General features: G+C 66.1%; 17 protein-coding genes. 9 read left to right on the top strand and 8 right to left on the bottom strand.

Features of this window, described 5'->3' with window-relative positions:
* Positions 1-14 precede the first annotated feature (14 nt).
* Genes QTI24_RS07095 through QTI24_RS07085 form a run of 3 tightly spaced genes read right to left on the bottom strand, consistent with a single transcriptional unit; the run spans position 15 to position 2,650 of the window.
* Entirely contained in the window at positions 15-596 is a 582-nt protein-coding gene (locus QTI24_RS07095; RefSeq protein WP_286599352.1) for a hypothetical protein, read from the bottom strand.
* A gap of 43 nt (positions 597-639) precedes the next feature.
* Positions 640-2,064: a phospholipase effector Tle1 domain-containing protein gene (locus QTI24_RS07090; protein ID WP_286599350.1), complete on the bottom strand. Its 1,425-nt coding sequence runs from the start codon at positions 2,062-2,064 to the stop codon at positions 640-642.
* 28 nt (positions 2,065-2,092) lie between these two features.
* Positions 2,093-2,650: a hypothetical protein gene (locus tag QTI24_RS07085; protein WP_286599348.1), complete on the bottom strand. Its 558-nt coding sequence runs from the start codon at positions 2,648-2,650 to the stop codon at positions 2,093-2,095.
* A gap of 740 nt (positions 2,651-3,390) precedes the next feature.
* Here QTI24_RS07085 and QTI24_RS07080 point away from each other — a divergent pair.
* The 4 genes from QTI24_RS07080 to QTI24_RS07065 are packed head-to-tail and all read left to right on the top strand — an operon-like array spanning position 3,391 to position 4,783.
* On the top strand, positions 3,391-3,666 hold the full coding sequence (locus tag QTI24_RS07080) for a DUF2277 domain-containing protein (RefSeq protein WP_286599347.1): 276 nt from the start codon (positions 3,391-3,393) through the stop codon (positions 3,664-3,666).
* A gap of 25 nt (positions 3,667-3,691) precedes the next feature.
* The gene (locus QTI24_RS07075) at positions 3,692-4,096 is read left to right on the top strand and encodes a PaaI family thioesterase (RefSeq protein WP_286599346.1); all 405 of its coding nucleotides are present in this window, start codon (positions 3,692-3,694) and stop codon (positions 4,094-4,096) included.
* A 4-nt stretch (positions 4,097-4,100) separates the two neighbouring features.
* Positions 4,101-4,367, top strand: a complete 267-nt coding sequence (locus QTI24_RS07070) for a hypothetical protein (protein ID WP_286599345.1) — start codon at positions 4,101-4,103, stop codon at positions 4,365-4,367.
* A complete protein-coding gene (locus QTI24_RS07065) occupies positions 4,364-4,783 on the top strand; it encodes a GFA family protein (RefSeq protein WP_286599343.1) in 420 nt (139 codons plus the stop codon). The genes QTI24_RS07070 and QTI24_RS07065 overlap by 4 nt, the downstream gene beginning before the upstream one ends.
* 3 nt (positions 4,784-4,786) lie before the next feature.
* Here QTI24_RS07065 and QTI24_RS07060 read toward each other — a convergent pair whose 3' ends face one another.
* From QTI24_RS07060 to QTI24_RS07050, 3 genes are read right to left on the bottom strand one after another with little or no spacing between them, the layout of a single operon-like run.
* Positions 4,787-7,357: a branched-chain amino acid ABC transporter ATP-binding protein/permease gene (locus QTI24_RS07060; protein WP_286599342.1), complete on the bottom strand. Its 2,571-nt coding sequence runs from the start codon at positions 7,355-7,357 to the stop codon at positions 4,787-4,789.
* A complete protein-coding gene (locus QTI24_RS07055; protein ID WP_286599340.1) occupies positions 7,354-8,232 on the bottom strand; it encodes a branched-chain amino acid ABC transporter permease in 879 nt (292 codons plus the stop codon). Before QTI24_RS07055 ends, QTI24_RS07060 begins: the two co-directional genes overlap by 4 nt.
* A 37-nt stretch (positions 8,233-8,269) precedes the next feature.
* Complete coding sequence (locus QTI24_RS07050) at positions 8,270-9,457, bottom strand: ABC transporter substrate-binding protein (RefSeq protein ID WP_286599339.1); 1,188 nt, start codon at positions 9,455-9,457, stop codon at positions 8,270-8,272.
* Positions 9,458-9,614: 157 nt separating this feature from the next.
* On the opposite strand from QTI24_RS07050, the gene QTI24_RS07045 reads away from it, so the two are divergent.
* The 4 genes from QTI24_RS07045 (at position 9,615) to QTI24_RS07030 (ending at position 14,111) form a co-directional block, all read left to right on the top strand.
* On the top strand, positions 9,615-10,523 hold the full coding sequence (locus tag QTI24_RS07045; RefSeq protein WP_286599338.1) for a polysaccharide deacetylase family protein: 909 nt from the start codon (positions 9,615-9,617) through the stop codon (positions 10,521-10,523).
* 42 nt (positions 10,524-10,565) lie between these two features.
* Positions 10,566-11,315 (top strand): GntR family transcriptional regulator, encoded by a 750-nt coding sequence (locus tag QTI24_RS07040; RefSeq protein ID WP_286599337.1) that lies wholly within the window; start codon positions 10,566-10,568, stop codon positions 11,313-11,315.
* Positions 11,316-11,337: 22 nt separating this feature from the next.
* Complete coding sequence (pbpC, locus tag QTI24_RS07035) at positions 11,338-13,494, top strand: penicillin-binding protein 1C (RefSeq protein ID WP_286599336.1); 2,157 nt, start codon at positions 11,338-11,340, stop codon at positions 13,492-13,494.
* Between the two features lie 326 nt (positions 13,495-13,820).
* Entirely contained in the window at positions 13,821-14,111 is a 291-nt protein-coding gene (locus QTI24_RS07030; RefSeq protein WP_286599335.1) for a hypothetical protein, read from the top strand.
* Here QTI24_RS07030 and panE read toward each other — a convergent pair.
* A complete protein-coding gene (gene panE / locus QTI24_RS07025; RefSeq protein ID WP_286599333.1) occupies positions 14,069-15,004 on the bottom strand; it encodes a 2-dehydropantoate 2-reductase in 936 nt (311 codons plus the stop codon). The genes QTI24_RS07030 and panE overlap by 43 nt on opposite strands.
* Positions 15,005-15,106: 102 nt before the next feature.
* Positions 15,107-15,238, bottom strand: a complete 132-nt coding sequence (locus tag QTI24_RS07020; protein ID WP_286599332.1) for a hypothetical protein — start codon at positions 15,236-15,238, stop codon at positions 15,107-15,109.
* A gap of 191 nt (positions 15,239-15,429) precedes the next feature.
* Between QTI24_RS07020 and QTI24_RS07015 the strand changes: the two genes are divergently transcribed.
* Positions 15,430-16,104 (top strand): response regulator transcription factor, encoded by a 675-nt coding sequence (locus QTI24_RS07015; RefSeq protein WP_286599331.1) that lies wholly within the window; start codon positions 15,430-15,432, stop codon positions 16,102-16,104.
* Positions 16,105-16,206: the final 102 nt, after the last annotated feature.

The following is a 16,206-nucleotide window of genomic DNA, read 5'->3' as shown; positions in this document are numbered from 1 at the left end:
CACACCGCGACGGCTCACTCCTCTACCAGCAGGTATTCGCCCCGGCCCGCCGCTCGGCGCGGTCTCGGCCCGACCTTCACGCAGAGCGCCCGCTCCTCGCCGCAGACTGACAATGCGCCGGAGCGGGTTGCGCGCAGGATGGATGTGCCGAATTCGGCCTTGCGAATTTCGCGCATGCTTTGCCAGGCGACAAACGCGCTGCCACTTGCGGCAAGCAGCGAGCCGATGGTCAGCGCAATCAGGCCTTTCCAGATGAGGCCGCGTTGCGCCAGGGCCAACGAGCGCCTCTGCTCGCCCAGCGCGTCGGCGGCCCATTTTGCGCGGCCGGTGGATTGCTCCAATTCTTGATTGAACCGCTCCAGTGCCTGATGGGCGCCCTGCGCAACCGCGGCCTGCGAACCGTGGCTGATCGCCTGCGTGGCCTGCTGGGTAAAGCGCTCGACGCCACCGTCCAGGCGCTCCACGCCCTGATGCATGGCCCCGGTCGTGGCTTCGATGCGGCGCATCGCGTCGGCGCTTCGCGCCTCGATCTGGCTGGCGATATGCGCCAGTTTCACCAGCAGCTGCTGGACTGATTCGATGTTGTCCGTATTCATGGGGGACTCGTTCTTGTGCGTTGGCTGGATTCAGGCACGGCGGTCACATCCGCATCGCGTGCGGCTGGTGCGCGGGAGCTTCCTGCTGCTGGGCAGACTGCTGCCTCTGCTGTTGCTGCTGGGCCTCCTGCAAGGCCTGCTGAGCCTGCCCGTATTGATCCACTTCCTGCTGCCAGGCCTGCCCTTGCGGCGAGGCCATGAACTGCTGCGACGTGGTTTGAATCGCATGCTGCCACGCGGCGTTGCTGCCGCTCAGCGAGGCCGCATACAACTGGTCGATCATGCGGTCCAGGTCGCTCTTGGGTGTGACATCTGACTGCTGTGCGGGCGCGAGCGATGGCGCAGCAGTGTGGCGCTCCAGTTGCTGCTCCAGCACGGGGCTCATCGGATCCTTGCCGAAGCACTCGCGCACCGGGACGACAAGGCATTGCGCCTCGGACCCCATTTCATTGACGTGGTCGCGCAAGCCGTCCGCGTCGTAGCCCTGGGTGCGGTAGAAGAACGCGTGCTGCTCGGAGTGGTGAACGCGGTAGAGGTCCGGGTCTTCGGGCGCGATCCGCGCCTGCACGATGGGCGTGTCGCTGAGACGGTTGATGTACTGCGCCGCGAGGTTGTAGCTGAGCACGCCCAGGCCGTCGATGGCGTAGGTGTTGCCGATGTCGCTGTGCGCACCGCCCACGGTGGCGTTGAGCGCGCGATTGTCTTCACTGAAGCCGGCTGGGATGTGGTCGCTGGACTTGAACAGGTCGCGGCGTTCGTCTGCCGCTGTGATCTGCAGGACGGACATCACCGAGGCTGGCAAGCGGCGGTCGTGTTCCTCGAGGCCTGTTGCTACCGGGTCCAGCAGCAGTGCGGCCTGGATGGTCTGGCCTGGAGGGACTAGGAGGGGCTTGGTGTATTCGGCGTGGATGATCAGGTTTTCTCCGTCGAGGACGATCTTGGCGCCTTCTGGATCCTGAATGCCACGCTCGTCGATCATTCGCATCAGGGCGGCCGTCTGTTCGGCACCACGGCTGAAGCCGATACCCATCACTCGGATCTGCGCATTGGGATCGTCCTTCAGCCACGCCTTTGCTTGCTCGCAGAACTGGTGATAGGCCTTCTCCGCTCTCCGCTCGAAGGTGTAGCCATTGATGCCATCCGGAATGCGCTTGAGCGGGTTGTCCTGGGTATAGATGCCTTCGACGTAGCCGCTGGCGAGGTTGGTGACGCCCTGATCTTTGAGGTCGCGAATCTGGCTATGAACCCGCGCCACGATGCTCTGGTTTTCAGGTGCGTCCTTGTACAGGCTGTTGCCGGTACCGTCCTGCGCGGCGATGTAGAGACGCTCGTGCGGATTGCCCGCGTGCAGCAACACTGGCATCCGCAGTTGCGCCAAGTCCGTTTCCGCGCGCGTGTAGCTTTGCAACTGCTCTTCAGTGGCCAGATCGGTGTCCGCGCCGTCGGGCTTCCTGTCGACGCTCCCCATGATTGATGCTCCCTGTTGATCCTGTTAGTTAGTAGGTTTGGCTGAAAGCTTTGATCAAGTCATTGCGGAAATCGCTGTAGCGATTTCCAGGTACTTGCAGCTCTTTAGAAGAAATATGCGCCCGCATGTAGACATTGATCGTGCGGTTATTCACTTCCAGGATGATTCCCGGTGTGATGCCGCTGGCATTCGTTGAAACCTCCTCGCGCTTGAGGTTGTGGCGGATCAGTTGATCCTTGAAGATCTCCGCCATGTCGATCTCGGCATGTAATGGCGTGCCGTCCTTGGAGCGCCAAGTGACGATGGCCGGTGGCGGAAAGTTGCGGATCGGACCGTAGCCGGCGCTGAGGTTGTTCGGGTACTTGGCGCCGATAGAGGCCGAGGACAACTTCAGTTCATCCTCGTTGTCGATCCGACGATAGTTGCCGTACTTCACCTTGCAGCCGTAGGTGCTATAGCAAGACGCATCGAACCAGTGACCGGTGAACCGCAGTGGCCAATCCGCCACGACATTGGCGGACGACCCTTTCCCGGAAGCAGGCGTCACGCTGTCGGAAGGTTCAGGAGACTGGGCTGGATTGGTCATAACGGTCTGACATCCTGTCAATGCGAGTGAGGTGAGTAGTGCGGTGGCCCATGCGGGCCTTCGCGTCCATCGGTGTCGATTCATCAATGAGGCAGGCGGCCCTGCCGATCTTCGTATCGTGCGTCCGTCCGCCCACCACGAGCCTTGCTGGTGATCCTCAGTGGCCAGATCGGCGTCCACGCCGTCGGGCTTCCTGTCGACGCTCCCCATGATTGATGCTCCCTGTTGATCTTGTTAGTTAGTAGGTTTGGCTGAAAGCCTTGATCAAGTCATTGCGGAAATCGCTGTAGCGATTGCCAGGTACTTGCAGCTCTTTGGTGGAAATGTGTGCCCGCATGAGACATTGATCGTGCGGTCATTGACCTCCAGGATGATTGCCGGCGTGATGCCCATGTCCCACATGACCGATGCTCCCCTTTTTCTCTGTCAATTTCTTTGAAGTTTGGCTCGCAAATCATAGATGTTCAGAGCATGCAATTCGCGCGCACTCAAATCGACAATTCATTGACACTTGCGAATGAATTGAAGTGCAATCAATTCGGCCGTGCCACCAAGACAGGGAAAGATTCACCCCCGCCGTCGCGCGCCTGGACACCCCTCGCCATGGGGCAGCGAGGGAGCGAGAAAAAGTACGACGGCAGAATCCGGGCGGCCGAAGGCAGAATCAGGATCTGACCGCGCCGGCTTCGCGCAAAGCCGGGGCATGGCCCTTTGACGCATCCGATCGAATGGGAGCAACGATGTGTAGAAGTATCAAGACCCTGTTCAACTTCGACCCGCCCGCGACGGAAGAGGAAATGCGCGCCGCGGCGCTGCAGTTCGTCCGCAAGCTCAGTGGGTTCAACCACCCGTCCAAGGCCAACGAGGCTGCTTTCGATCGTGCAGTCGAGGACGTGACGGCCTGTGCGCGTGCGCTCATCGAATCGCTGGTGACCACCGCCGACCCGCGGGATCGCGAGATCGAGGCGGCGCGGGCACGGGCCCGAACGGTGGCCCGGTTCGGCACGCCGCACTGAATCTCACCACTGCAAGGAAGCCACCATGCCAACGATCGAGCAAATCCAGCAGATGCTGGACCCTGTGTTCCCCGGGCTGATGGGCGTGCGCCTCGTCACGGTGGAGCCGGAACGCGTCGTCGCCGAGCTCAAGGTGCGTCCGGATCTGTGCACCATCGGCGGCATCCTGCATGGCGGGGCGTCCATGGCGTTTGCCGACACGCTCGGCGCGGTAGGCACGGTCGTCAACATGCCGCAAGGCAAGCGCACGACCACGACCGACTCCAGCACCAAGTTCATCGGCGGCGCGCGCGTCGACACGACCGTCACCGGCGAATGCGTGGCGCTCCACCGCGGGCGAACCACGATGGTGTGGCAGACGTCGATCCGGTCCGCCGAGGGCAAGCTGTGCGCGGTCGTGACACAGACGCAGCTCGTGCTGGACGCCTAGGTCCATGCGCACGCTCATCTTCATCCTCGGAGGCTTCGCGCTGTTCGGCGCGTGCGTGGGAGTGGCCAAGCTGATGTCCAACGGCCTCGCGGATTCGATGCGCATGGCGACGGTCGTCTTCGCGGCGCTCTGGTTCGTCATCGCCGCGGCCAACATGTGGGTCGGCGTCGCGAAGGCGGGCTATTCGTTCGCCGAAGAGTTGCCGATCTTCCTGCTCATTTTCGGCCTGCCGGTCGCAGTCGCCGTTGTCGTGAAGTGGAGGGTGCTGTGACGAACGAGTCAGATCCATGCCTGGAAGGCGGCTGCCAATGCGGCGCCATTCGTTATCGGATCACCGGCAGTCCGGTGATGGCGGCCTTGTGTCATTGCTCGATGTGCAGGCGCGCGAACGCGGCTCCAGCGGTCGCATGGGCGATGTACGAGCAATCGCAAGTCTCGTTTCTCGCTGACGAACCGACGCGCTACGAGTCTTCTCCCGGAGCGGTGCGCAGCTTCTGCGCGCGATGCGGCACGCAGATCAGCTTCACCGCGGACTACATCCCGGGACTGATCGACATCACGATCGGCAGCCTGGACGATCCCGAACAGGTCGCGCCGACCTTTCACTACTGGGAGTCGAGACGCCTGCGATGGGTGCAGTTTGCCGACGCGCTGCCTCGCCACGCGGAGTTCCCTCCGATCGAGTGAGCGTCACTGCGCCTGTCCCGGGGCCTCTCCGGCACCCAGATAGGCCCGCGCCAGCGCATCGTCGCTCGCGATCTGCTCCGCGGTGCCCTGCGCGACGATGCGCCCTCCTTCGATCACGTAGGCCCTGTCGGCCAGCGCCAGCGCGAGACTGGCCATCTGGTCGACCAGCAGGATCGTCATTCCCTCCTCGCGCAGCACGTCGAGCGCCGCGAAAAGCTCGGCAATCACCTTCGGGGCAAGACCTAGCGAGGGCTCGTCGAGCAGCAGGATGCGCGGTCGCGCCATCAGCCCGCGTGCGATGGCCAACATCTGTTGCTCGCCGCCCGACAGCAGACCCGCGCGCTGATGTTGCCGCTCGCGCAACCGCGGGAAGCGCCGAAACATGTCCTCGACCCTGGCTTCGAGACCGACAGGCTGGCGAAACGCACCGAGCCGGATGTTGTCGACCACGCTCAACTCCGCAAACACCTGCCGTCCTTCGGGCACCAGGACCAGGCCGTGCTGCACGATGAGTTCCGCCGCCAGTTGCGATAGTTCGCGGCCTTGCAGATGGATCCCGCCCTGCACCGGCCGATGCAGGCCCGCGAGCGAACGCATCAACGTCGACTTGCCCGAACCGTTGGCGCCGAGCAATGCGACGACCTCGCCGCCACGGACCTGAAGATCGATGCCATGCAGCACAGGCTCGGCGCCGTAGCCGGCGACCAGCGAGCCGACGCCCAGCATCTCGTCCGCGGTCTCCGCAAGCGTCGTCGAGGGCCTGCGCTCGATCGCGTGGTGCGCGAGATCCTCACCCAGATAAGCCTGCCGCACGCGCGGATCGGACCGCACCTCGCCCGGTGCGCCCGCAGCCAGATGCTGGCCTGCGTCGAGCACCACCACCCGATGCGAGATGCCCATGACCAACTCCATGTCGTGCTCGACCAGCAGCACGCCGACGCCGGCATCGGCGATGTGCCGAAGCAAGGCTGCGAGGCGCTCCTTGTCGCCGCGTGAAAGGCCGGCCGCAGGCTCGTCGAGCAACAGCACTTGCGGGTCCGTCGCCAAGGCACGCGCAATTTCCACCAGGCGTTTGTCCACGTGCGGAAGATCGGCGGCGCGAGTGTGCGGATGGCCTCGATAGCCGCAGAAGTCCAGCAGTGCACGGGCCTGCGTACGGCACTGCGGCGCGCTGAAACGACTCGCGCCGAAGAGCATGCCGAGCGAGCCCCGGCTCACGGCCAGCGCCACGTTGTCCTCGACGCTCAGGCTGCCGAAGAGCTGGGATGTCTGGTAGGTGCGCGCGATGCCGCGTCGCGCAATCGCATGCGACGGCAAGCCTCGGAGCGAATCGCCCGCGATCTTGAAATCGCCTCCGGTGGGCCTGTAGAAGCCACTCAGCATGTTGAGCACGGTCGACTTGCCGGCGCCGTTCGGGCCGATCAGGCTGGTGATGCGGGCCGGCGCCGTTTCAAAGCTCAGATCGCTCGCAGCGCGTACGCCGCCGAACTGCATCGAGAGCCGATCGGACACGAGAGCGCTTCGGGAGCGGGCACGCAGCGGGGTCGCGTTCAACGGAGTTTTTTCCACGGGTAGCACTTCTTCACCGACAAGGCGCCGGCGAAGCTTCTCCCACAGGCCCACGGCGCCATCGGGCGCAACCCACAGCACGACGAGCAGCATGGCACCGAAGAACAGCAGACGGTATTCCTCCAGGCTCGAAAGCACCTCCGGCAGGAGCGCCACCAGGACCGCGCCCACCAGCGGCCCCGCGATCGACCCGGACCCACCGATGACCACCACCAGCACGAACAGGATCGACTGGCCGAAGCCGAAGGTGCTCGGCGTGACGAAGCCCGACAGCGGCGCGAACAGACCGCCGGCCACGCCGGCCGCCACTGCGGAAATCGCGAACGCGACCGTCTTGACGACGAGCGGATCGATGCCGACCGACTCGGCCGCCGTTTCGCTGTCGCGGACCGCGCGCATGGCTGCGCCCCAGGTGCCGCGCGACAGCCAGGTGAACAATGCCAGCGCCACACCGGCGGTGACGATGGCCAGCATCGCCATGGCCTTTTCACCACTGGCACCGAACACTGATGGCGCGGCGATGCCCATGATGCCGTTCTGGCCGCCCGTGAGATCGCGCATTTCGACCACGCTGTGCTCGACGATGAAGCCGAAGGCGATGGTGATCATCGCGAGGTACGGCCCCTTGACCCGCAGCGCCGGCAATGCGAGCAAGGCCCCCATCGCCCCGGCGAGCAAGGCCGCGACGGGCCAAGCCGCCCAGAAGCTCCACCCGGCCTTGGTGGTGAGGATGCCCACCGCATAGGCCCCGATGGCGTAGAAGCCCACGTGGCCGAAGGAGACCTGTCCGGTCAGCCCCTGCAGCACGTTGAGGCCGATGCCGACGATCGCCAACAGCGCAACGTTGGCCAGCACGAAGACGTAGTAACCGTTGACGCTCGCCGCTGCCGCCAGCCCCGCGGCGAGCAGAACGAGCACGGCGGCGATCTGGCCCGAGGAGCCCAGACCCAGCCAGCGGGCGTTGACCGTCGAAGACCGCAAGGGCGATGTCAGCACGGCACTCATACCTTCTTCACCTCCGCCCGGCCGAAGAGCCCGTTGGGCCGCAACGCCAGCGCCACGATCACCAGCCCGAAGCTGATGATCTGCGTGTAGCTAGAACCCAGCGTCGACGTGATCAGCGATTCCAGGATGCCGAAGAGCAGCCCCGCGATCATCACGCCCCACGGGCTACCGATGCCGCCCAGGATCGCAACCGCGAAGGCCTTCAGGCCGAACAGCGTGCCCATGTCGGCGTTGACGTTCAGCAGCGGCGCGATCAACACGCCCGCCACGCCCGCGAAGACCGCCGACATCGCGAACGCCAGCGCGACGACGCGCCGGATCGGGATGCCCATCAACCGTGCCGCGTCGCGGTTCTGCACCACCGCGAGCATCGCGACGCCCCAGCGCGTGCGGCGCGACACCGCATGCAGCAGCCCCGCGAGCAGCAGCCCGACGATGGGAATGACGATCTGCAACGGATACACGCCCAGTCCCACACCACCCACAGTCACCGGCGACACCGCCAGTGGCGACGGCAGGCTGCGCGGCTCCTTGCCGAAAGTGAACAGCACCAGGTTGTCGAGCACGATGCCGAGGGCCACCGTGGCGATCAGCCATGCGTTCGAGCCCCGGCTCGCAAAGGGCCGCACGGCGAGAAACTCGACCACCAGCCCATAGAGCGCGCACCCGCACAGCGCCAGCACCACGGCCGGAACCAGCGGCCAGCCGAGCGTCTGCGCGAAGGTGAAGGTCAGCACCGCACCCAGCATCATCGAACTGCCCTGTGCAAAGTTGACCGTGCCCGACACGGCATAGGTCACGTAGAACCCCAAGGCCATCAGGCCATACATGCTCCCCAGGCCGAAGCCACTGAGCAGCGCGGACAACATCGACATCGTGCGTGGACCTTCTTCAGACGCGGCGCGAGCGCCTTCAGTTGACCGTCACGCCGACGGGCAGGATGCGGTCGTCGATGAACTGCGCCCACACGTAGTCGTCCACGCCCAGCGCGTCGTGGTTGGCAGCGGTGAAGGGCGCCGCGTACTTCTTGATGAGTCCGTCGTAGCTGGCGATCTTGTAGAAGCCCTGTCGCACGGCGTCGCCGTCGGTCGAGCCGGCCTGAGCGATGGCGAGCGCCGCGAGGTGCATGCCGTCATACGCGTTCGCCACGCCCACGGCCGGCGTGATGTCGCCCGGGCCCTTGATGGCCGGGTACTTGGCCATGAGCGACTTGATGACGCGCTCGCCCACCGGCGATTGCTTGCCGAAGAAGCTGTAGGTCTGCACGAAGTGCACGTCCTTCGCGTTCGGGCCGGCCAGTTCGGTGAAACGGCCGCCTGCCGGGCCCCAGTGCGAGACCACCGGCACCTTCCAGCCCATGCGGTCCAGCGACTTCACCACCTGTGCCGAAGGGCCCACGTTGGCAACGAGGAAGAGAGAATCGGCGCCCGCCGCCTTCAGGCGCGTGAGCTGCGGGACCATGTCCAGATCGTTCGCCTCGAATTTCTCGACGCCCGCGACGGCCACGCCCTTCTCGGCCAGCGCCGCTTTCAGACCCTTCTCGTTCGATTCGCCCCACGGGTTGTTCACGAGGATCATCCCCGGCTTGGCCGCCTTGAAGGTCTTCTGCGCGTACTGCAGCATGGCCTTGTCGACCACTTCGTCGACGGCCGAGACGCGGAAGGCGTAGTTGGGATTGGCGCCGTTCCTGGTGATCGGCGTGCCCGCGGCCCACGGGCCCATGAAGGGCACCTTTTCCTGGTTGACGAGCGGCACGATCGCCATCGAGACCGGCGTGTCCAGGCCACCGAAAAGCACCGCGACCTTCTCCTTGAAGATGAGTTCGCGCGCCGCGGTCACGCCCTTGGCCGGATTCGCCTCGTCGTCGCGACGCACCAGTTCCAGCTTGCGTCCGCCGAGCAGGCCTCCCCTGGCGTTGACCTCGTCGATCGCGAGTTGCAGGCCGCGCGTGATGGCCTCGCCCGACAAGGCCGACTGTCCCGACAGGGCCGTGACCAGGCCGATCTTGATCGGATCCGCGGCGAGCGCGGTGCCGGTCAGGGTGGCGAAGGCCAGCGCGAATGCACTGGAAAGGACGGTGCGGCGTGCAAAAAGGGACATGGCGGTTCTCTCCGTGAATGGAAGCGCTGCGTGATGCAAGCGCCGTGCCAATGTCGCCAATGTCGACAACTTCATGCGTACATATCGATGAACCAATTGTCAACAATTGGTCCGGATCTTGCAGACGCAAAGACACCTGCCCCTCTGGAGACCCCGCATGCCCGACGCCCGCTATCTCGGCCCCCTGCCCGCCCATGAGCGCTTCGACTACCTGCCCATCACCCGCCGCGCAGGCCACGCCTGGCCGAACGGCGCCCGCCTGGCCGTCTACATCGGTCTCAATCTCGAGCACTTCGCGTTCGGCGAAGGCATGGGCGCGTGCATCGGCCCGGCGGCACCGCATCCCGACGTGCTGAATCACTCCTGGCGCGAATACGGCAATCGGGTGGGCGCGTGGCGCATGCTCGAACTGTTCGACAGCCTGGGCCTGCCTTCGGGCACGCTGCTGAACACCGCGCTCTACGACCACTGCCCCGAGCTGATCGCGGCCTGCGTCGCGCGGGGCGACGAGCTCATCGGGCATGGCCACAGCAACTCGGAGCGCCAGGCCGACATGGACGAGAAGAACGAAGGCGCCCTGCTGATCCGTTGCCGCGCCCGCATGCTGGAAGAAAGCGGCGAGGCGCCATCGGGCTGGCTCTCGCCGTGGATTTCGGAGAGCCGCCACACGCCGGACCTGCTGGCCGAGGCCGGCTACAGCTACACCCTCAATTGGTGCCACGACGACCAGCCCATGCCCATGCGCACACGCAGCGGCCGCACGCTGTGGTCGGTGCCCTACCCGCAGGAGCTGAACGACATCCCGATGATCATTGCCAGGCAGATGGACGCGAAGGATTTCGCGCAGATGATCATCGACAACGCCGACGAGATGCTCGAACAGTCACGCCGGCAGCCGCTGGTGATGGGCGTCGCGCTGCACCCCTACATCGTGGGCCAGCCCTACCGCCTGCGGCACCTGCGCCGCGCGCTGCAGCACCTCGCGGCCCTGCGCGACCGCGGCGAGGTCTGGTTCACGACGCCAGGCGCCGTCTGCAGGCACGTGGCTGCGCATGTGGCAAGCTAGCGGGGCCCGCTGTCCGCGCTCCCCGATCTCGTTCCCGTTCCCATGCCACGCTCCAGAACCGCCCGTCTTCCCGCCGTCGATACGCCTTTGCGTCCGACCGGCGCCCTGTCGTCGGTGGACGAAGGCGACGACGTCGAATCGCGCATCTACCGGGCCGTGTTCGACAGCGTGATGAACCAGCGGCTCACGCCCGGCACCAAGCTGCCGGAGAGTTCGTTGTGCGAGTTGTTCGGCGTGAGCCGCTCGGTGGTCCGCAAGGTGCTGCAGCGGCTGGCGCATGACCACATCGTGCAATTGCGGCCCAACCGCGGCGCGATCATCGCGGTGCCCTCACCCGAGGAGACGCGGCAGATTTTCGAGGCGCGGCGGGGGCTCGAGGCGATCATCGTCAATCTGGCGACGCAGAACGCGACCGCACGCGACGTGGCGGAGCTGCGCAAGCAGCTCAAGCAGGAACACGACGTGATGAACCGCTTCGACCAGCCGGCCTGGGCGCGGCTGGCGAGTTCCTTTCACCTGGGCCTGGCGGGGCTGGCGCGCAACCCGATCCTGGAGCGCTACCTGGTCGAGATGGTGTCGCGCTGCTCGCTCATCGTGGCGCTGTACGAGCCGCCGGGCAATGCCGCCTGCGAACACGAGGAGCACGAACGCATCGTGGATTGCGTCGCGCGCGGCGACGCCGAAGGCGCGGTGCAGCTCATGGACGAGCACCTGCGCGAGTTGGAACGAAACGTGTCAGTGCAGCGAGCCGCGCCCGATCGCACGCTGGCTCATCTGCTCGGCATGGCCTGATCCGCGCGCGGGGAGCATTGCCGTGCCCAACCGTCGTCTGACAGCCGCCGTATCGGTCGCACTGGCCGCGCTGCTGGCTGGCTCCGCATGGGCGCTCCCGAGCTTCACTGAGGTGCGCCGCGACTTCCATCCTTCCGACACGCCGATCGTCGACAGGGATGGCGAACTCCTGCAGCGCGTGCGCACGGACAGCACTGTGCGCCGCGGCCAGTGGGTCGCGCTGGCGGACGTCTCCCCGGCCCTGCGCACCGCGATGGTGCTGAGCGAAGACAAGCGCTTCTACGAGCACAGCGGCGTGGACTGGCGCGCCGTCTCGTCCGCAGCCTGGGGCAACGTATGGAACACGCGCACGCGCGGCGCATCGACCATCACGATGCAGCTCGCCGGCCTGCTCGACGACGACCTGCGGCGCGGCGGCGGTGGCCGCAGCCTCACGCAGAAGCTCGGCCAGACGGTGGCCGCGCAGCAGCTTGAGCGCTACTGGCGCAAGGACCAGATCCTGGAGGCGTATCTCAACACCGTGCCCTTCCGGGGCGAGATCGTCGGCATCGACGCGCTCTCGCGCACCTTGTTCGGCAAAGCCCCCCATGGCCTGGATGCGCGCGAAGCCGCTCTGGCCGCGGCGCTGGTGCGCGCACCCAACGCCAAGCCGGCCCTCGTCGCGCAACGCAGCTGCGAGCTCATGCGCGCGATGGAGCCCGAGAGCAAGCCGGACTGCGAGGCGCTCGACATGTTCGCGAGCGCGGCACTGCAGCGCCGCGGCTTCGACGCCAGCGAAGGCATCGCGCCGCATCTTGCGCGGCGGGCGTTGAAGGAATCCGGCCCCGACCCCGAGACCGTCCGCACGACGCTGCGTGCGCCGCTGCAGCGCTTTGCGCTGGGCACGCTGCAGCGCCACCTGCGCGAACTGCGCGGCCGCAACGTGGAAGACGGCGCACTCGTGGTGCTCGACAACGCCAGCGGCGAGGTGCTCGCCTGGGTCGGATCGTCCGGCGACCTGAGCCGTGCGGCCGAGGTGGACGGCGTGCTTGCGCAGCGCCAGCCGGGCTCCACCCTCAAGCCTTTCCTCTATGCGGAGGCCATCGCCGAGCGTCGGCTGACGGCAGCGTCGCTGCTCGATGACTCGTCGGCCCAGATCAATACGGCCAGCGGGCTCTACATCCCCCAGAACTACGACCGGCAGTTCAAGGGCTACGTGTCGGTTCGCACCGCGCTCGCGGCCTCGCTCAACGTGCCGGCGGTTCGCACCCTGGTGATGGTGTCCCCCGAGGCCTTCGCCCGCCAGCTTCGTTCGGCCGGCATGCCACTCGCTCAAAGCGGCGACTACTACGGCTACAGCCTGGCGCTGGGCAGCGCCGAGGTGTCGCTGCTGGCACTGACGAACGGCTACCGGACGCTGGCGAATGGCGGAGGGTTCGGCGAGACGCGATTCGTGCCCCGGCAACTCGCAGCCAGACGCGATGACGTCCCGTCCATCGACCCGCGCGCCGCGTTCATCGTGGGCGACATCCTGAGCGACACCAACGCCCGCGCGCGCACCTTCGGCCTAGACAGCGTGCTCGCCACCCGCTTCTGGACGGCAGTGAAGACCGGCACCAGCAAGGACATGCGCGACAACTGGGCGGTCGGATGGTCGCAGCGCTACACCGTCGGCGTGTGGGTCGGCAATGCGAGCGGCGCGCCGATGTGGGATGTCAGCGGCACCAGCGGCGCGGCGCCGGTCTGGACCGAGGTGATGGGCTATCTGCACCGCAATGAAGCCAGCCGTGCACCCGCGCCACCCGCCGGGCTCGTGCAGACGCGCGTGCGCTTCGGCGACGAACTGGAAGCGGCACGCAACGAATGGTTCATCGCGGGCACCGAACAGGCGGTCTTCGCGCTGGCGCCCGACGCCTCGGCGACGGAAGCGGCGTCGCGCATCACGGCCCCATCCAACGGCACCATCATCGCGCTCGACCCCGACATCCCGCCTAATCGCCAGCGCGTGCGATTCGAGGCCGAGGGGCGCGGCCTGCAATGGCGCATCGACGGCAAACCGTTCGCGCGCGGAAACAGCGCGCAATGGCTGCCCTGGCCGGGCCGGCACCGGGTCGAGTTGGTCGACGCGCGCGGACAGGTGGTCGACGAAATCAGGCTCGAGGTGCGCGGCGCGGGCGTGGTGACCGGCGCGAAACGCTGAGCGGCGGGGTCGCGTCCGACGCCTGTCAGCGGTTGACGACGGCCAAGGACAGGCGGTTGGCGTACGCGCAGGCCGCCCGGCGGATCACGACAGCGTTGGCCTTCCACTGCTGGGCCGCGCCCCTCGCGTCGCATACAACTACTTCATAGAACAGCCGTATGGAGGCCCATGATGTTGATCAGGATGACAACCGTGCCGCAAGCTCAGGATCCCCATGTCGTGGTCGCCTGGATCCGCGCATGCATCTGGGCCAACGTCGAAGGGTGGCCGTTCTGCAGGCTGAAGTAGTCCTCGAATGAGATTCTGAAGATGCAGGGAGATTTCGGATGCCATTGGAATTCCTTCGACAGATTGCCAAGCAAGGACTGCCTTGCACGGTCTATGCACCCGCGCACATCGACAAACTGCGCGTTTTGCAGGCAGCCGGCCTAGTCACCGCGGTGATTCCGCCGGTCGAGGAAATCCCGGGCGGCGGGAAGATCCATCGGCCCGCACAGGCGCTCGCCATCACCGACAAGGGCGAAGAAGCACTGCGAGACGAACTGCCCGCCAGTGACGGGGAGGTCGGGCAGGATCAAGGGGTCGGGCGCGACTCCCTCGCACGCCGCGCCTCATAGGCCTTGAGGTGCGCATGAGCCACCCGCAACAGCAATAACTTCTTGCCACCCGCGCCGCGCCGCAACAGATCGCCGACGATGTGGTCCGCCTCGATGGGCGCACCGCGCTCGATGTCCTTGAACATCGAGGCGGTCATCATCGAGTCGGCCGCGGTCAGGATGGCCCGGGCACGCTCGATGGCCACTGCCCGCGGGGCGAAGCCGTTGTGGCGTGCGATGGCCACACACTCCTGCACCATGCCGTTGGCGAGGTCCGTCCCACCGCTGCGCACGATGTCGCCGACGGTGGCGCGCATCAGGCAGGTCATGCTGGCCGCCGATGCGATGAGCATCCACTTTTCCCACATGTCCTGAAGAACGTTGTCGGAGGCCACGCCATCGAAGCGGGCCTTCGCAAAAGCCGCGTTCAACGCGTGCATGCGGGGTGAGCGCGAACCGTCGAGTTCGCCATAGGTCAGGCCATGCACGTCACTGAGATGAAGCACCGAGCCCGCATCGTCGAGCACCGCGGAGATCATGCCCAGGCCGCCCAGCACGTGCTCGCGGCCGAAGCGCTCGGCGAGTTCGTCGAGGTGACGCATGCCATTGAGCAGGGGAAGGATCGCCGTGTTCGGTCCGACCGCGGGTGCGAACGAGTTCATCGTCTCGGCGAGGTCATAGGCCTTGCAACCGACGATCACCACGTCATAGGGGCCGCCGATGCCCTCCGCCTGTACCGAGGACGGCGACGGCAGCGTGAGGTCGCCCCGCGGACTCTTGATCACCAGGCCGGTCTTCGCGAGTTGAGCCGCGCGACGAGGCCGCAGCAGGAAGGTCACGTCCTCGCCCGCCTCCAGCAGTCGCCCGCCGAAATAACCGCCCAGCGCACCAGCGCCTACAACCAGGAATCGCATGTGACTTTCTCTCTGGGTGATGGACCGGCGATTCTGCGCTGATGCAGCGACGCGTGCATGCCCTGGCGGACGAGATCCGCGGCTACTGTGCCGCCGACCGGACTAATCCATCTCGACGACGACGACAGTCAGCAACGTCACCAAGATGATGTGCAGCAGGAATTCGATGCGCTTCTCCGGAGGCGACAGGGCGAGCGTGACGCCTGCCACCACCAGCGTCAGCGAGCTGAACATCAATTGAAAAGATATCTCCACTGCGGCGCAGTCCTTTCAGGGCTCGGCCGACCCCCACTGCGGGACTGTTTCGACCACTTCCGACGCTACCGGGCGCCCGGCGCGTGAACATCCTCAGTTCATGGGGTGTCCACTTCCCATAAGTCACGATCGATCGTGCGAACATCCGGGCGTACCTGTGGAGTTGCCGTTTGTCGAATCCGAACCCTCAAGCCCCCGTCAGCGTTGCCCTCGTCGAAGACGATCCGGGCATGCGCGAGCGCTTCGAACGGGTCATCGCGGCCGAGCCCAGCCTGCGCCTGGCCTTCGGCGCATCGACGGCGGGCGAGCTGCTCGCGTGGTTCGCCAGCAATCCCGTGGACGTCCTGCTGGTCGACCTGGGGCTGCCGGATCGCTCCGGGCTGGAAGTCATTCGGCGCTGCCGCGACCTGCAGCCCGCCTGCGCGATGATGGTTCTGACCATCTTCGGCGACGAGGTGAACATGCTCCGTGCCTTCGAGGCCGGTGCCGGCGGCTACCTGCTGAAGGACGGGACCGAAGCCGATCTCGCCGCACACGTGTTGAGCCTGCATGCGGGCGGATCGCCCATGTCGCCGATCATCGCGCGGCAGTTGCTCGTGCAATGGCAGGCGCGCCCCGCGTCGGCGACGGCGGAGGTAGCGCCGGGCAGGGAAGCCCTGTCGCCGCGGGAGACGGAAGTGCTGGGGCTGGTCGCCCGCGGTTTCACCTACGCCGAGACGGCACAACGCATGGGCATCCTGCTCTCCACCGTTCAAAGCCACGTCCGCAACATCTACGGAAAGCTCGACGTGCACAACAAGACCGAAGCCGTGTTCGAGGCGCGGCAGCTCGGGTTGCTCCGCTAGTGCGAGCGGGCAGGTTCATGGGCGGGGCGGCTCGGCGGACAGCGCCTGTCCGGTGGATCGTCACGCTGGTCTGGGCGATCGCGGCCCTCTGCTGCTTCGCGC

The sequence above is a fragment of the Variovorax sp. J22P240 genome, from assembly GCF_030316855.1.
In the GTDB taxonomy this organism is placed as follows: domain Bacteria; phylum Pseudomonadota; class Gammaproteobacteria; order Burkholderiales; family Burkholderiaceae_C; genus Variovorax.
The sequence above is the reverse complement of the archived record's forward strand: the minus strand, read 5'-3'. Positions and strand labels throughout refer to the sequence as shown.

Bases quoted from the DNA above. Each gene is read 5' to 3' on its own strand.
- panE (WP_286599333.1), bottom strand. From the start codon at position 15,004: ATGCGATTCCTGGTTGTAGGCGCTGGTGCGCTGGGCGGTTATTTCGGC.
- QTI24_RS07050 (WP_286599339.1), bottom strand. From the start codon at position 9,457: ATGTCCCTTTTTGCACGCCGCACCGTCCTTTCCAGTGCATTCGCGCTG.
- QTI24_RS07055 (WP_286599340.1), bottom strand. From the start codon at position 8,232: ATGTCGATGTTGTCCGCGCTGCTCAGTGGCTTCGGCCTGGGGAGCATG.
- QTI24_RS07075 (WP_286599346.1), top strand. From the start codon at position 3,692: ATGCCAACGATCGAGCAAATCCAGCAGATGCTGGACCCTGTGTTCCCC.
- QTI24_RS07045 (WP_286599338.1), top strand. From the start codon at position 9,615: ATGCCCGACGCCCGCTATCTCGGCCCCCTGCCCGCCCATGAGCGCTTC.
- QTI24_RS07030 (WP_286599335.1), top strand. From the start codon at position 13,821: ATGCCATTGGAATTCCTTCGACAGATTGCCAAGCAAGGACTGCCTTGC.
- QTI24_RS07090 (WP_286599350.1), bottom strand. From the start codon at position 2,064: ATGGGGAGCGTCGACAGGAAGCCCGACGGCGCGGACACCGATCTGGCC.
- QTI24_RS07040 (WP_286599337.1), top strand. From the start codon at position 10,566: ATGCCACGCTCCAGAACCGCCCGTCTTCCCGCCGTCGATACGCCTTTG.
- QTI24_RS07085 (WP_286599348.1), bottom strand. From the start codon at position 2,650: ATGACCAATCCAGCCCAGTCTCCTGAACCTTCCGACAGCGTGACGCCT.
- QTI24_RS07060 (WP_286599342.1), bottom strand. From the start codon at position 7,357: ATGAGTGCCGTGCTGACATCGCCCTTGCGGTCTTCGACGGTCAACGCC.
- QTI24_RS07070 (WP_286599345.1), top strand. From the start codon at position 4,101: ATGCGCACGCTCATCTTCATCCTCGGAGGCTTCGCGCTGTTCGGCGCG.
- QTI24_RS07095 (WP_286599352.1), bottom strand. From the start codon at position 596: ATGAATACGGACAACATCGAATCAGTCCAGCAGCTGCTGGTGAAACTG.
- QTI24_RS07020 (WP_286599332.1), bottom strand. From the start codon at position 15,238: ATGTTCAGCTCGCTGACGCTGGTGGTGGCAGGCGTCACGCTCGCCCTG.
- QTI24_RS07080 (WP_286599347.1), top strand. From the start codon at position 3,391: ATGTGTAGAAGTATCAAGACCCTGTTCAACTTCGACCCGCCCGCGACG.